Source organism: Propioniciclava flava, from assembly GCF_004126535.1.
Classification (GTDB): domain Bacteria; phylum Actinomycetota; class Actinomycetes; order Propionibacteriales; family Propionibacteriaceae; genus Propioniciclava; species Propioniciclava flava.
This window is the reverse complement of sequence record NZ_PPCV01000003.1, coordinates 117,117-131,472: the sequence shown is the minus strand read 5'-3', so window position 1 is coordinate 131,472 and position 14,356 is coordinate 117,117. Positions and strand designations below refer to the sequence as shown.

Genomic DNA, 14,356 nt, shown 5'->3' with positions numbered 1-14,356 from the left:
ATGGCCTCGCGACGGACTCTCGCCCACCCGGCCCCTGGCGGGCCAGGGGCCTGGCGGGGTGTCGACCTTGTCGTCGCCGCTGTCTTCGGGGTGGCGATGGGGGTCGTCTTCATCGCTTGGGACTACCTCCTCAACGCCCCCTGGACGGCGCTCACCCTCGCGTTTCCGCCCGCCTCCTCCCTGGCATTAGGCGTATGGCTGCTGCCTGCGGTGGCGGGTGGCTTGATCGTCCGGCGTCCCGGTGCCGCCCTGTTCGTGGAACTGATCGCGGGCGTCCTGGAGTACCTGCTCGGCAATCCGTGGGGTCCCGGTGTCCTGATCTCGGCGGTGCTGCAAGGGCTGGGTGCCGAACTCGGCTTCGCCCTGTTGCGGTGGCGCCGCTTCGGGCCCGGTGTCGCCATGATCGCGGGCGGGCTCGCGGCGTCACTCGAAATCGTCGCCTACGAATGGTGGAGTTACGCGGCCGAGTACGCCTGGCCCTGGAAGGTTGCTGTGCTGGGCTTCTCAGTACTCTCGGGCGTGCTGCTTGCAGGCCTGGGAGGCCACGCGCTGGTCCGCGCCTTGGCCCGTGCGGGCGCCCTGGACGCGTTCGGTCCGGGCGCCGAGCACGCGGCCCGCAGCGATCGCCGGTGACCGGGAGCCGCCCGGCAGCCGTGCTGGTGCGCGGGCTGACCTGGACGCCCCTGGGTGCGCGGACACCGGTGCTGGCTGACGTGGACCTGCGCCTGGAGCCGGGGGAGCGGGTGCTGCTCACCGGGCCGAGCGGCGGCGGAAAGTCGACGCTGCTGCGTGCCCTGGCTGGGGTGCTGGACGCCGCCGAGAGCGGCGAAGCCACGGGTGAGGTGCGCGTCGGCGGAGAGACGCCGCTCGGCGGCGGTGCCGCCCTCCTGCTTCAGGATCCCGGCGCGGGGCAGGTCGCCGAGACCGTCGGCCGTGACATCGCCTTCGGCATGGAGAACCGGGCCGTTCCCCGCACCGCGATCTGGCCGCGCGTCCGCTCCCTGGTGGGACGCGTCGGGCTCTCGGTGGGGCAGGAGCATCGGGTGGCCGCACTGTCCGGCGGGGAGTCCCAGCGCGTCGGCCTGGCCGGGAGTTTGGCGTCCGCCGACGGGCTGCTGCTGCTCGACGAGCCCACCTCCATGCTCGACCCGGACGCCGCGGCTCGCGTCCGCGACAGCGTCGCCGACGCGGTCGCCGACCGTGCACTCACTTTGGTGCTCGCCGAGCACCGCCTCGACGGTTGGCTCCCGCTGGTGGACCGCCTCGTCGTGGTGGCCGCTGGCCGCATGGTCGCCGACCTTCCCGTGCGCGGTGGAGGCCTGGACGCCCACGCTCCGGGGCCGGACAGCGCCGCTGACCTGGTGAGAGACCTGACGTCGTGGGGGGTGTGGTTGCCGGGCGTCCCCGAGCCGACGCCGTGGCCTGTCGCGGCGGACGTGTGCGCCCCGCACAGCAGGGCTCTGGTCGACGCGTCGGCGTGGAGCGGTTCCCGTGCCTCGGCACGAGAACGAGAGACGTCGAGCCCCTTCGCGGGCGGGGCGGCCTTGCTGCGTGTCAAGGATGTCGCCGTCGCACGAGATCGCCCCCGACGCGGTGCGGTCGCCTCGGTGGTCCATTGTCGGGTCGAGGCCGACCTCGTGGCCGGTCAGGTGCAGGCGGTCCTCGGCGCGAGCGGCGTCGGCAAGTCGACGCTGCTGGCGGCACTCGCGGGGCTACGGCGTCCTGTGGGGGGCGTCGTCGAGGCGCTACCGCCCCTGGCCCGGGAGGCGTCCACCCACCCACACCGGTGGACGTCGCGGCAGGTCGCCACACGGGTGGGCTACGTGCCGCAGCGCCCGCAGGCGAGCGTGATCGGCGGCACCTGCCGGGCGTCCCTGCTGGCGACCGCGCGCGCCCTGGGCCGCGATGCCGAACGCCGAGGTGACGCCCTCATGGAGCAACTGGGCCTGGGCGCGGTGGCTGACCGCTCGCCCTACCGGCTGTCCGGAGGGGAGGCGCGACGCCTCGCGTTGGCGACCGCCGTCGTGCACGGACCCGACCTGCTGCTGCTCGACGAGCCAACCGTCGGTCAGGACCGGGACGCGTGGGCCGCGGTCGCCGGAGTGATCGAGGCGGCGGCACGCGCGGGGGTCGCGGTCGTCGCGGCCACCCACGACGACCTGCTGGCCGACCTCGCTGCTCGCCGCATCGTCCTCACCAGGGGAGCGGACGCATGAGGAAGAGTTCCGGCCGACCACGCAGACGCTCCACGGGCGGGCTGCTGGCCTCATGCGGCCCGCTGTCGCTGCTGGGCGGATCGTTCGCGCTGATGGCGGGCGCCCTGGCGACGCCGCGGGCGTCAGGGTTGATGGCGGGGGCGGCCCTGCTGGCACTCCTGCTGCCCGTGGGGTGCGGACGCGGCGGGTTCCCGTGGCGCCGGATGATCGCGGCGGGGCTCGCGGTGGCGTCCGTCGCCTGGTCGAACTGGCTGCTCGCCACCCCGCACTCGTGGGCGGTCGCCGCGACGGCGGGGCTGCGGGTCGGGCTGTTCGTTGTCCCCGGCGTCGTCTTCGCGGCGTTTGTGCGTCCTGCTGAGCTAGGCGACCACCTCGCCCAGCGGCTGCGGCTGCCGCCACGCCCGGTCGTGGCCGCGGTGGTCGCCGTGCAGCGCTTCGAGCGCCTCGGCCAGGACTGGGCCGACCTCAGCGATATCCGCCGCGTCCGTGGCATACACGACCGTCGCTCCCCGATTCGGGCTGTGGGCGGGTTCGCTGAGCAGGCCCTTGCGCTGCTGGTTGGGGCACTGCGGGACGCAGCCCAGACGGCGATTGCCGTCGAAGCGCGCGGGTTCTCGCGGCCACAGCGGACCGGCGTCCCGCGCACCTGGGCGTGCCCGGCCCCGTGGACTGCCACCGACACCAGGCTGATGGCCTGCTGCGGTGGCGTCGCCACGGTCAGCGTCCTGACGGGCGCCCTGATCGGTTAGCTGACGGTCGCGCTGCAGGACGCCATGGCCGACGTTCCGCCGCCCGACTGCTGCGAGACGGAGACGCCGTCGACCAGGATCTCGCAGGTGATCGCGTTCTTCTTGCTGTATTCCGCGTTCATGGCGCTCAGGGAGACGAACTCAAACCCGCGATCGGTCTGCAACGTCTTGCTCCACGAACCGGACGTCTCCTCACTGCTGCTGCCCGAGCCCACCGCGTAGGACACCGAGGCTTGGCGTTCCGAGGTGACCTTCAACTCGATGGTGCGCTTGCCGCTCGCGGTGGTCGCGGGGGAGCCTGCCGGCGCGTCGGTCGTGGTCGCCCCGGGGCTTGGCACGACCGTGGTGGTGCCAGGGCGAAAGCTCTCGTTCACCACTCGGCTCATGCTGGAAGTGAAGGCCACCACCCCGGCGATCGTGCCGACGACGGAGACGATGACGGCGGCCACGGCGAGCCCCTTGCCGCGATCGCGGGCGAACAGCCCGACCAGGCCGAGGACGAACCCGATCGGCAGAAGCACCCACCCCAGCAGGTAGGCGCCCTCGATGACGGCGAACGCGAATCCGAGGATCGCGACGATGAGGGCGACCAAGGCGATGGTGTTGCGAGGTCGCTTCGTCGGTGCGGGAGGCACGGGTGGGGTGCTGCCCGGTTCGGTCGGGTAGGGCTGGATGGGGTCGGATGCGCTCATGGCTGACTCTCTTTCGGCTGATGTCCTGCCCCCATCTCAACGGTGGGCCGACCCGCAGCACATCGCCCGATCGGGTAGGGCCACCCCCGCCGAATGGGTAGGCCAGACGACCCGAACAGATCATCCCGGGAACGCTGTTGGCGCCATACGATGCTGCTTGTGGCGAGGTTTGAGGTGGCCTATGAACGGCTCGATGGGGGTGAATATGCCCCCTGGTGGCACTCCCTCGCCCTCATCCTCCTCACCAGTTTCTGCATGATGCTGAGCACCGTGTTCTCCCCGGCGGGCTGGGCGCTGCAAAGCGATCCGAAATCCGCGGGCCTCGCGAACGCGGCCATGCTGGGGATGCTGGTGTCCTTGACGGCTCCCGTCGCGTTGATCTGGCGCCACCGCGCCCCCTTCTGGTTCACGCTCGTGGCGGCCATCGTCCCGTTGGTGCTGCCGGTGGGCATGGTTCCCGCCCTGGTGTTGCTGGCGGCACTGATCGGACGCCGACGCGGTCCGGCCGTGTGGTGGACGCTGGGTGCGGTGGGGCTCTCGACCTTCGTGGTGTTGACACTGGATGCGCTTGCCCAACCCCGCAACGCCTCGCTGTCGAAGATGTTCCTGGCCTCAGGGTCGGAGTCCAACGAGCCGGTGGCCATCCCTGTGTGGCACGTGTGGGTGGCGGGAGTGATCCTGGTGGCGGCCGCATGGGGGATCGGCCTGCTCCTTCGCTCGCAGCGCGGCGAGCGGAACCGGATCCATCAGGTGCGCCAACAGCAGGTCGCCGTTAGTCGCCTGGGCGACGAGGTGGCCCGGCGGCAGGAGCGCGAGCGCATCGCCCGCGAGGTCCACGACGTCATGGGACACCGGTTGTCGGTGCTCAACCTCCATGCGGGGGCCCTGGAGATGAACGCCGGGGACGACGCGCGCCTGCACGACTCGGCGAGCCTGGTCCGCGAGAGCGCGGGCAAGGCCATGGAGGATCTGCGCTCGCTGCTCGGCGTCCTGCGTGAACCCCTGGGTGAGGAGCCGGTCGCGATCCCGTTGGCGCGGCTACCCGAGGTGGTTGCGGAGTCGTTCGGGGCCGGTCAGATGATCAACTCGTCGATCTACATCGCCGATCCAGAGCGGGCCGACCCTGCCTTGTCGCGGGCCGTCTACCGGATCGTGCAGGAAGTTCTGACGAACGCGCGCAAACATGCCCCCGACTCCCCGGTGACCCTGAGCGTCCAGGGCGCGCCAGCCCGGGGCATCGTCATCGACGCCTGCAATCGCTACCGCGCCACCGGGCGCACACCTCAGCCCGGTTCCGCGCGGGGCCTCCAGGGCATCACCGAACGAGCCGAACTGCTGGGTGGCAGCATGAAGTACGGCCTCACCGCCGGTGGGACGGTGTTCCGGGTCACCGTGACGCTTCCCTGGCGGGAGGCCTCCGGCGTCTGACGCCGCTCCGCATGACGATCCGGGAACGCCGTTCCCGGGCCGCACCTGAGCCTTAGGATGCGAGCGTGACGACCATCCGCGTCCTTCTGGTTGACGACGATCCGCTGGCCCGCGCCGGATTGGCGAGCCTGCTGGGTGCGGTCGGCGACATTGAGGTGTGCGGTGAAGCCTCCGACGGCGACGAGGTGGTCGCGGCGGTGCACGCCGTGTTGCCCGCGGTGATCCTCATGGATCTGCGAATGCCCCGCCTCGGTGGGGTTGAGGCGACGCGGCTCGTCCGCGCACTGCCCAGCCCGCCGCACGTCATCGCCCTCACCACGTGGGATGTTGACGACGCCGTGGTGCGTTCGCTGGAGGCCGGCGCGGACGGCTTCCTGCTCAAGACGGCTGCCCCGCTGGAGATCGTGGGAGCGATCAGGGCAGTGATGCAGGGCGACGCAGTCCTGTCTCCCCGCAGCACGCGCCAGTTGCTCGACCATGTCGGACGCCGTGACGATGCAGCGCGACGGGCCGCCCTCGCCCTGATGGGGACGCTCACCGAACGCGAACGTGAGGTAGCCGTCGCGACGGGACACGGCCTGACCAACGCGGTGATCGGGGAAAGGCTGTACATGTCCCCGGCGACCGTCAAGCAGCATCTCGGCTCGGTACAACAGAAGCTCGGCGTAGGTAATCGCGTCGGCGTCGCCGTCCTCGCTGAACGAGCCGGACTGCTGGCGGGGCCCGGCGTCCGTTGACCAGACGCTCCCGGCCCGGGGCCGCGTCCTGTCTGCGACGATGAGGCCCACCGACAACGCGACGACGGGGGCGATATGGCAGGCACGATCGGACTGGTAGGGCTCGGCGTGATGGGGACGGCGATCCTCACGCGCCTGTTGGAGACGGGCCACGAGGTGGCCGCCTTCGACGTGAACCCGGACGCCGTCGCGCGAGCCGTCGAGGCAGGCGCCCAGGCGGCAGCCACGCCCGCGGCAGCCGCCGCGAGCGGCGTGGTGATCTTGTCGCTTCCCAACGCGCCCATCGTCGAGGTGGCCGCCTTCGGCGCGCACGGCGCTGCCACAGGGGACACCCCGGTGCTGGTGATCGACATGTCCTCTATCGATCCGGGAGCCACGAAGCGGTTCGCGCGCCGTGCCGCTGACGCCGGGCATGCCTGGGTGGATTCCCCGCTGTCGGGGGGCGCCCCGGCGGCCCTGGCCGGGACGCTCACGCTGATGCTCGGTGGCACGCAGGACGCGGTGACGCGTGCCTCGGAGGTGCTCTCGGCGCTGGCCGCACGCATCACCCCTTGCGGCCCGTCGGGGGCCGGGCAGACGGTGAAGCTCCTCAACCAGATCATCGTCGGTACCGCCATGAACGCTCTGGCCGAAGTTTCTGGGCTGGTCCGAGCTAGCGGCCTGGATCCCGAGGTGGTGCGCGGTGCGCTCAGTGGCGGGCGCGCCGATTCTCCGTTGTTGCAGGAGTTCTTCGTCAAGTTCGCCACCGCTGACCCGACCGTCACCGGACGCATCGGCAACATGATCAAGGACCTCGACGGGGCCACCGAAGCAGCTCGCGGGGCGGGCGTCCCGGTGCCGCTGACCGCCGCGTCCGCGGAGGTGCATCGCTGGCTGCGTTCCCGCGGCCTGGACGCCGCCGATTCGGCCGCGCTGCTGGCCTACTACGACGCCTCCGTCGCCGATCCCGGCTACTGGCTGCCCTAACGCGGTGGCGCCCTGAGCGCGATTGCGCCGCCGGGCGGAGGTGACCCGGCGTCGTACACCACGCGAGAGGGGCCGTGGTTCTTCGCCTGCGACAAGAGTGGCGCATGGAGCTGGCCTCCTGGGAGTCTTGCGCTGTGGAGTCGTGCTGACGGTGGTCAACAGCCTCATCACCGGGCAGGGTGGAGGTGCTCGGCCGGCACCGTGCACGGCCAAGGAGAGAGGAGCGGTCATGTCCGCAACAGTGCGCCGGGTGCTGGTGACGATCAGCGCCGTGTTCATGGTGCTGGGGACGCTGTACGGCTTCGGGGTGATCGGGCAGCGGGTCGAGCAAAGCTCGGGCGGTGCCTTCGCCGCCGACGCCACGCTGGTGACTCCCGCCTCGCCCGCCTTCTCGATCTGGTCGGTGATCTACCTCGGCCTGTTCGCTTACGTTGCGTGGCAGTGGCTGCCTGCGGCGCGGCACTCGGGGCGGGCCGATCGCATCTGGTGGTTGGCAGCCGTCTCGATGCTCCTCAACGGCGCCTGGCTCCTGGTCACCCAGGTGGGGTGGGTGTGGGTCAGCGTCGTGGTGATCGCCGCGCTAGCGCTCACCCTCGGTGAGGTGATGGCGCGGCTGAGTGAGTCTCCGGCCCGCACGGCCACTGAGGGCGTGCTGCTGGATGGGGTGTTTGGTCTGTATCTCGGCTGGGTCAGCGTCGCGACCATCGCCAACGTCACTGCGGCGCTGGTGGCGTCCGGGGTTAACCCGCCCCTGGAGCAGGGCCAAGTCTGGGCGATCGGCATCCTCGCCGTCGGTGCGCTGCTGGGGGTCGTCTTCGCGCTGCGTCTGGGCGGACGCATTTCGGTGGCGGCGGCCATGGCCTGGGCGATGGTCTGGATCGCGGTCGGTCGCCTCACCGCCGCACCGGCCTCGACCGTGGTCGGGGTGGTTGCTGTGGCTGCGGCGGCAGTGATCCTGGTCGCCGCCGTGGCGGTCAGGGGGCGGCGGGCGCGGATCCCGGCTGCGGGTCGCTAGGTCAGGGCGCGGTGGGTGCGGATCCCCGCTGCGGGTCGCTGGGTCCGGGCGCGGCGACGGTGCGCTCATGGAGTTCGAACCACTCTGAATCGCAGCCCGGACACCGGTAGACGGGCGCACCATCCACGCGCTCGTCGGTCTCGACCGTGCCGCAGGCGTCCTGGCACGGATAGGAGATGAGATAGCGGGCGACCATGGCGTCCATGATGCGCCACAGGCGGCCCTCAAACCACTTTGTGGGGTCTCTACAAACTTCGCCGAGCGGTGTTGGGCCGCGCGCCGTTGATTCCCGAAAGTGCGCCGACAGGGCGTCGTGCCGACTCGCCACCGTCAAGATTCGGTGGAAGATTCGTCCCCAGCCCCACGCGGGAGCGTCTCGACGCGCCCGCATCCGGGAGCGTCGTCGCATCAAGGAGGCCCCGTGTTCCAGCGCATCGCCATCGTCAACCGAGGCGAGGCCGCCATGAGGCTCATCCATGCGGTGCGGGATCTCAACGCCGAACGTCGCGACGCGGACCCCATCACCACCATCGCGCTCTACACCGACGCCGAACGCTCCGCCATGTTCGCCCGCGAAGCCGACGAGGCCTACCCGCTCGGGCCCGCGTCCGCCCGGCCCTACCTCGACCATGCGCTGCTGGCACGCGTCCTGCGCGACGCGCGCGCCGACGCCGTGTGGGTCGGCTGGGGGTTCGTCGCTGAGGACGCGGAGTTCGCCGACCTCGTCGAATCCCTCGGGATCACCTTCATCGGGCCCTCCGGGGACGCCATGCGCAAACTCGGCGACAAGATCGGCTCCAAGCTCATCGCCGAAGAGGTGGGCGTCCCGGTGGCACCCTGGTCGCGCGGCGGCGTCGACACCCTGGACGCCGCCCTGGACGCTGCCGCACAGATCGGCTACCCCCTCATGCTGAAGGCCACCGCCGGTGGCGGCGGGCGCGGCATCCGCCGCGTCGACGGGCCCGGCGACCTGACCGACGCCTACCAGCGGACCCGCGACGAAGCCCAGCGCGCGTTCGGGTCCGGGGTCGTCTTCTTGGAGAAGCTCGTCACGGGGGCGCGCCACGTCGAAGTGCAGATCATCGCCGACGGGCAAGGCCACGCGTGGGCGCTCGGGGTGCGGGATTGCAGCGTCCAGCGCCGCAATCAAAAGATCATCGAGGAGTCGGCGTCCCCGCTGCTGCGCCCCGACCAGGTGGCCGACCTCAAGGCGTCCGCAGAACGGCTCGCGCTCGCCGTGGACTACCGCGGCGCGGGCACCGTCGAGTTCCTCTACCACCCCGCCGACGAACTGTTCGCCTTCCTTGAGGTCAACACCCGGCTACAAGTCGAGCACCCGATCACCGAAGTCACCAACGAGTTCGACCTGGTCAAGGCCCAGATCGCCATCGCTTCGGGCCAGCCGCTGGCCGACCGGCCACAAGAGTTCGGGCACGCGGTCGAGGCGCGGCTCAACGCCGAGGATCCCGACCGTGACTTCGCGCCCGCCCCCGGGCTCATCACCCGGCTCGATCTGCCTGCTGGGCCCGGCATTCGCGTCGACACCGGCGTCGCCGAGGGGGACGCGATCCCCGCCGACTTCGACTCGATGATCGCCAAGATCATCGCCTACGGACGCACCCGCGACGAGGCACTGGGCCGCCTGCGGCGTGCCCTGTCGGAGACCACCGTCGTCATTGACGGGGGCGCCACCAACAAGAGTTTCGTGCTGGAACTGCTGGACCGGCCCGAGGTCGTCGGTGCCCCCGGCGTGGCCTGGGCTGACACGGGGTGGATCGATCGCGTTCGCGCGCAGGGCGGGCTGGTTCCCGACGCGCACGCGGGCGTGGCGCTGGTCGCCGCCGCCATCGAGGCCTACGAGGACGCTGCGGCCGTCGAATCCGAGCGTCTCCTGGAGACCGCTCACGGCGGGCGCCCGCAGACGCAGCACACCGACGGGGTGAGCGTCGACTTGAAGCTGCGCGGCTCAGCCCACCGCGTCACGGCCTACGCGACGGGCCCGGGACGCTTCACCGTCGAGGTGGACGGCCACCTGGCGCGCGTCGAGGTGCAACGCCTCGACGACGTCCATGGGCGGCTGCGGGTCAACGGCATCCAGTACCGGATCGTGTCGGCGACGCACGGCCCCGTTCACCTCATCGAGGTCAACAACGTGATGCACCGCGTCTCCCGTGACGAGGGCGGCGTCCTGCGCTCCCCGGCACCGGCGCTGGTGGTGGCCACGCCCGTCGCGGTCGGCGACGAGGTGTCCGCGGGCGCTCCGGTCGTGGTGCTGGAATCCATGAAGATGGAAAGCGTCATCGCCGCGCCGTTCGACGCTCGCGTCAAGGAACTACTCGTGATGACCGGCTCGCAGGTCGAGACGATGGCGCCGCTGGTCCGCCTCGAACCCCTCAGCGAGGGGGGTGCGGAGGAATCCTCGGACGCGACCACCGTCGAATTGCCCGCCCTCACACCGGATGCGGACGCGTCCGCGCGCGCCGATCGGCTCCGTGCCGACCTCTCGGCGACGCTGATGGGCTACGACGTCACGCCGCAGGCCAACACCCTCGAGGCCTACCTGGCCGCCCGCGACGAGGTGCGTGCGGCGGGGGGAGACGTCCTGCCCGGTGAGATCGCCCTGATCGGCCTGTTCGCGGACCTGGCCGCCCTCAACCGCAACCGCCCCCTCGGCGAGCAGGTCAACACCGAGTTGCGCGTCCACTCCGACCGTGAGCATTTCCACCGCTACCTGACGACCTTGGACGCCGACCGTGCTGGGCTGCCCGAGCAGTTCCAGGAGCGGCTGCGCACCGTGCTGGCTCACTACGGCGTCGACAGTCTCGACCGGACGCCCGCCCTCGATGAGGCCGTCTTCCGGATCTTCTTGGCGCAAAAGCGCGGCGCCGACGATCTGCCCATCGTGCTGCGGATCCTGGACCGCTGGATCGGGGAGCCCGCGCCGAGCGCAGGGCTGGCCGATTCGGCGCGCGCGCATCTGGAACGTCTGGTGCGGGCCACCCAGCTCCGGTTCCCCGCCGTGGGCGATGTGGCGCGTTCCGTGCGGTTCCGCTGGTTCGACCAGCCGCAGGTGGACGCCGAGCGTGCGGCGGTGCTGGCTGGCGTCGCGGACGAGGTGGCTGACCTGGCCGCTCACCCGGACGCGCCCGACTATGCCCCCCGGATCCTGGCGCTGGCCGCCATTCCTGAGTGGACGGCGAGCTTCCTCGCCGACCGGCTGGCCCGTCACGGGGTGAGCGCGCACGAGCCCATGCTGGAGGTGCTGCTGCGCAAGTACTACGCGGACTTCGGTTTGGCCGACGTGACTGCCACGCAGGTGGACGGCCGGGCCGTCCTGACCGCGAACTACGAGATCGAGGGGCGTCCCACCCGGTTCGTGTCGACGCTGGGCAGCAGCGACGAACTGGCGGCTGAGGGCCCGCTGGCCCGGATCGTCACCGCGGAACTCGCCCGTCGACGCCCCGGTGCCGAGGCGGTCGTGGAACTGTATGTGGCCTGGCCCGCCGGGGTGGACGCCGCATCGGTGTCGATCGACCTGGAGGCCACGCTGGCGACCTGGGATTGGGGCTCGGGCGTGCGCCGCGTGCTCGTCGGGATCTGCACCCCCGACGGCGGGGTCGAGTACCGCTCCTTCCGTCCCGACGCGTCCGGCGGGTTCGCCGAGGACGAGAACATGCGCGGCATGCACGCCATGCTGGCACGGCGCCTGGATCTGTGGCGGTTGCGCGAGTTCCACCTCACCCGGCTGCCCGCCCCCGAGGATGTGGTGCTGTTCGAGTGCGTGGCCCGCACGAACCCGGAGGATCGCCGCCTCGTCGCGATGGCGCAGGTGCGGCAGTTGGCGGTCGTCCGGGACGCCGAGGGGCGCCTCCTCGGCTTGCCGCATGCCGAGCGTGCCGTCGAGAACGGGCTCGAAGCGATCCGTCGCACCCGCGCCGAGCGCGGTCAGGCAGGCAGCAAACTCGACATGAACTATGTCTGGGTTCACGTGTGGCCCGAGTTCGATGTCGGCCTGGACGAGGTCGCCGCCCTGCAGACCAAGATCACCCCGCTCTCTGATGGGGCGGGGATCGAGGAGGTGCTGTGCCAGGGCCGCTACGCCTCCCCGGACGGCACCGTCCCGGTGGCGGTGCGGTTCCACAACGTGCCGGGCGCGGGCGTCACGGCGTCCATCGGGGCGCCGCCGACCGAACCTCTCCAACCGCTGGATGACTACGCCACCAAGGTGCTGCGTGCCCGTCGGCGCGGGCTGGTGTACCCCTACGAGCTGTCGCGTTCCCTGGCTGGTCACGGTGGCACGCTCACCGAACTCGACCTGGACGCCGAGGGGCGCCTCGTCCCTGTGGATCGTGCTCCCGGCAACAACACGGCAGGGATCATCGTCGCCGAGGTGACGACCCCGACGGACCTGTACCCCGAGGGCATCACCCGGATCGCCTTGTCCGGTGACCCCACCAAGGGCCTGGGTGCGCTGTCCGAACCCGAATGCCGCCGCATCATCGCCGCCCTCGACCTGGCGCAGGAACGCGGGCTGCCCGTGGAGTGGTTCGCGTTGTCGTCGGGGGCTCGGGTGTCGATGCAGTCGGGAACCGAGAACATGGACTGGGTAGCCGCTGCGCTGCGCCGCATCGTCTCGTTCACCCAAGACGGCTACGAGATCAACGTCGTCGTCGCGGGCATCAACGTCGGCGCCCAGCCCTACTGGAACGCCGAAGCGACCATGCTCATGCACACCAAGGGCATCCTCGTGATGACGCCCGACTCGGCGATGGTCCTCACCGGCAAGCAGTCCCTCGACTTCTCCGGTGGCGTCTCCGCCGAAGACAACTTCGGCATCGGCGGCTACGACCGGGTCATGGGCCCCAACGGGCAGGCGCAGTATTGGGCACCGAACCTGGGTGCAGCGATGCGGATCCTCATGAGTCACTACGCGCACAGCTACATCGCGCCCGGGGAGCGCGCGCCGCGCCGCGCCCTCACCACCGACCCGGTCGACCGTGACGTCTCGGCCTACCCCCACCAGATCGAGGGCTCGGAGTTTCGTACCGTCGGGGAGATCTTCTCCGCGGAGAAGAACCCCGACCGCAAGAAGCCGTTCGACATCCGTACCGTGATCGCGGCCGTGTGTGACGCGGATCACCCCCGGGTAGAACGCTGGGCGGGCATGGCGGACGCCGAGACCGCCGTCGTCATGGACGCCCGCATCGGCGGGCACGCGGTGTGCGTGCTGGGCATCGAGTCCCAGCCGGTGCCGCGTCAAGGGTTCCCTCCCACCGACGGCCCCGACACTTACACGGGCGGCACGCTGTTCCCGCGGTCGTCGAAGAAGGCGGCGCGGGCGATCAATGCGGCGTCCGGCAACCGCCCGTTGGTGGTCTTGGCGAACCTGTCGGGCTTCGATGGGTCACCGGAATCGATGCGGAACCTGCAACTGGAGTACGGCGCCGAGATCGGTCGGGCGATCGTGAACTTCTCTGGCCCCATCGTGTTCGTCGTCATCTCCCGCTATCACGGGGGAGCGTTCGTGGTGTTCTCCAAGCGCCTCAACGAGAACATGACGGTGCTGGCGCTGGAAGGCTCGTTCGCGTCAGTGCTGGGCGGGGCTCCTGCCGCTGCGGTCGTGTTCGCCGGGGACGTCGCCAAGCGCACAGCGTCCGACCCGCGGGTGGCTTCGGTGGAGGCTCAGTTGCGGGAGGCGCCAGCGCACACCCGGGCTGCGCTCCAGTTGGAGTTGGCCGAAGCGCGTGGTGCGGTGCGTGCGGAGAAGATCTCCGAGGTGGCCGCCGAGTTCGACGCCGTCCACAGCATTCACCGGGCGGTCGAGGTCGGTTCGGTCGACCGCGTCATCACCCCGGCGCAGTTGCGTCCGGGGATCGTCGAGGTGATCGAGGCCTACGCGTCCCGGGTGGGCGGCGGCGAGAGCTAAGCGACCCGCAAGGTGGTGAGACAGGTGGCGTCCTGGGGGCCGGTGGCAAACGGGACGCTTCCTGTCTTGCCGTCGGTGGTGATCGTGACGGTGCCGCTGATGTCACGGGGCAGCCAGAACCCCACGAAGCCGTTGGCGTAGGTGGTCGCGTCGGTGTCGACGAGGGCCGCGCCGTGGGAGTCGGTGATCGTCACGTGCACCGCGGCGCGGGGCAGTTCGCCCTGGCAGGTCGCCAGACTGTGGAAGTAGCAGTCGTGCGTTTGGTTCACGAACGGGGCGATCGACAGGTAGAACTCTTGCGCACCGGCGAGCGGGACGGACGTCTCGGCCGTGCCGTCGCCGAGGATCACCCGGTCGGGGCGCACCGACGCCTTCATCCGGAGCGGACGCGTGGCCGGGTCGTGGTCCAGCTTTTCGACGATCTGCGGACCGCTGAGCCCGGTCAGCCCCAGCGAGGCCAGGACGCCGTTGCCGGTGCCGTCGGACGCCTGGGTGCTCGCCGCGGGCGCGGCGGGCGGGGTGGCCGGTGTCGTGCAGCCTGCGAGGGCGAGAAGGGCGGCCAGGGCGGCTGCGGGGAGGGCCAGGTGCGTGTGCTGCATGAGAGATGCTCCGTGATCGACGACTCCT

At 70.9% G+C, this 14,356-nt stretch carries 11 protein-coding genes; 8 read left to right on the top strand and 3 right to left on the bottom strand.

The features are described 5' to 3' along the window. From C1706_RS05350 to C1706_RS05340, 3 genes are read left to right on the top strand one after another with little or no spacing between them, the layout of a single operon-like run. The gene (locus C1706_RS05350) at positions 1-633 is read left to right on the top strand and encodes an ECF transporter S component (protein WP_129458199.1); all 633 of its coding nucleotides are present in this window, start codon (positions 1-3) and stop codon (positions 631-633) included. Then, on the top strand, positions 630-2,216 hold the full coding sequence (locus C1706_RS05345; RefSeq protein ID WP_206660991.1) for an ABC transporter ATP-binding protein: 1,587 nt from the start codon (positions 630-632) through the stop codon (positions 2,214-2,216). Before C1706_RS05350 ends, C1706_RS05345 begins: the two co-directional genes overlap by 4 nt. Next, a complete protein-coding gene (locus tag C1706_RS05340; RefSeq protein WP_129458198.1) occupies positions 2,213-2,965 on the top strand; it encodes an energy-coupling factor transporter transmembrane component T family protein in 753 nt (250 codons plus the stop codon). Before C1706_RS05345 ends, C1706_RS05340 begins: the two co-directional genes overlap by 4 nt. On the opposite strand, the gene C1706_RS05335 is transcribed toward C1706_RS05340, so the two are convergent. Further along, on the bottom strand, positions 2,962-3,657 hold the full coding sequence (locus C1706_RS05335; protein ID WP_129458197.1) for a hypothetical protein: 696 nt from the start codon (positions 3,655-3,657) through the stop codon (positions 2,962-2,964). The two genes, C1706_RS05340 and C1706_RS05335, sit on opposite strands and share 4 nt — an antisense overlap. A 159-nt stretch (positions 3,658-3,816) precedes the next feature. On the opposite strand from C1706_RS05335, the gene C1706_RS05330 reads away from it, so the two are divergent. The 4 genes from C1706_RS05330 to C1706_RS05315 all read left to right on the top strand — a co-directional run bounded on the left by C1706_RS05330 (position 3,817) and on the right by C1706_RS05315 (position 7,803). Beyond that, on the top strand, positions 3,817-5,085 hold the full coding sequence (locus C1706_RS05330; protein ID WP_164987443.1) for a sensor histidine kinase: 1,269 nt from the start codon (positions 3,817-3,819) through the stop codon (positions 5,083-5,085). A gap of 65 nt (positions 5,086-5,150) precedes the next feature. Continuing rightward, positions 5,151-5,822, top strand: a complete 672-nt coding sequence (locus tag C1706_RS05325; RefSeq protein WP_129458195.1) for a response regulator transcription factor — start codon at positions 5,151-5,153, stop codon at positions 5,820-5,822. A gap of 75 nt (positions 5,823-5,897) precedes the next feature. Further along, positions 5,898-6,788, top strand: coding sequence for an NAD(P)-dependent oxidoreductase (locus tag C1706_RS05320; RefSeq protein ID WP_129458194.1), 891 nt, complete (start codon positions 5,898-5,900; stop codon positions 6,786-6,788). A 229-nt stretch (positions 6,789-7,017) separates the two neighbouring features. Beyond that, positions 7,018-7,803 carry a TspO-related membrane protein gene (locus C1706_RS05315; RefSeq protein ID WP_129458193.1) on the top strand — a complete coding sequence of 262 codons (786 nt, stop codon included), beginning with the start codon at positions 7,018-7,020 and terminating at the stop codon, positions 7,801-7,803. 1 nt (position 7,804) lies between these two features. On the opposite strand, the gene C1706_RS05310 is transcribed toward C1706_RS05315, so the two are convergent. Then, positions 7,805-7,999, bottom strand: coding sequence for a hypothetical protein (locus tag C1706_RS05310; protein ID WP_129458192.1), 195 nt, complete (start codon positions 7,997-7,999; stop codon positions 7,805-7,807). Between the two features lie 225 nt (positions 8,000-8,224). Here C1706_RS05310 and C1706_RS05305 point away from each other — a divergent pair, with 225 nt between their 5' ends. Continuing rightward, positions 8,225-13,729, top strand: a complete 5,505-nt coding sequence (locus C1706_RS05305; RefSeq protein ID WP_129458191.1) for an ATP-binding protein — start codon at positions 8,225-8,227, stop codon at positions 13,727-13,729. On the opposite strand, the gene C1706_RS05300 is transcribed toward C1706_RS05305, so the two are convergent. Beyond that, a complete protein-coding gene (locus C1706_RS05300) occupies positions 13,726-14,328 on the bottom strand; it encodes a CueP family metal-binding protein (protein ID WP_129458190.1) in 603 nt (200 codons plus the stop codon). The genes C1706_RS05305 and C1706_RS05300 overlap by 4 nt on opposite strands. Positions 14,329-14,356 lie beyond the last annotated feature (28 nt).

Bases quoted from the DNA above. Each gene is read 5' to 3' on its own strand.
- C1706_RS05350 (WP_129458199.1), top strand. From the start codon at position 1: ATGGCCTCGCGACGGACTCTCGCCCACCCGGCCCCTGGCGGGCCAGGG.
- C1706_RS05340 (WP_129458198.1), top strand. From the start codon at position 2,213: ATGAGGAAGAGTTCCGGCCGACCACGCAGACGCTCCACGGGCGGGCTG.
- C1706_RS05335 (WP_129458197.1), bottom strand. From the start codon at position 3,657: ATGAGCGCATCCGACCCCATCCAGCCCTACCCGACCGAACCGGGCAGC.
- C1706_RS05320 (WP_129458194.1), top strand. From the start codon at position 5,898: ATGGCAGGCACGATCGGACTGGTAGGGCTCGGCGTGATGGGGACGGCG.
- C1706_RS05315 (WP_129458193.1), top strand. From the start codon at position 7,018: ATGTCCGCAACAGTGCGCCGGGTGCTGGTGACGATCAGCGCCGTGTTC.
- C1706_RS05310 (WP_129458192.1), bottom strand. From the start codon at position 7,999: ATGGTCGCCCGCTATCTCATCTCCTATCCGTGCCAGGACGCCTGCGGC.
- C1706_RS05300 (WP_129458190.1), bottom strand. From the start codon at position 14,328: ATGCAGCACACGCACCTGGCCCTCCCCGCAGCCGCCCTGGCCGCCCTT.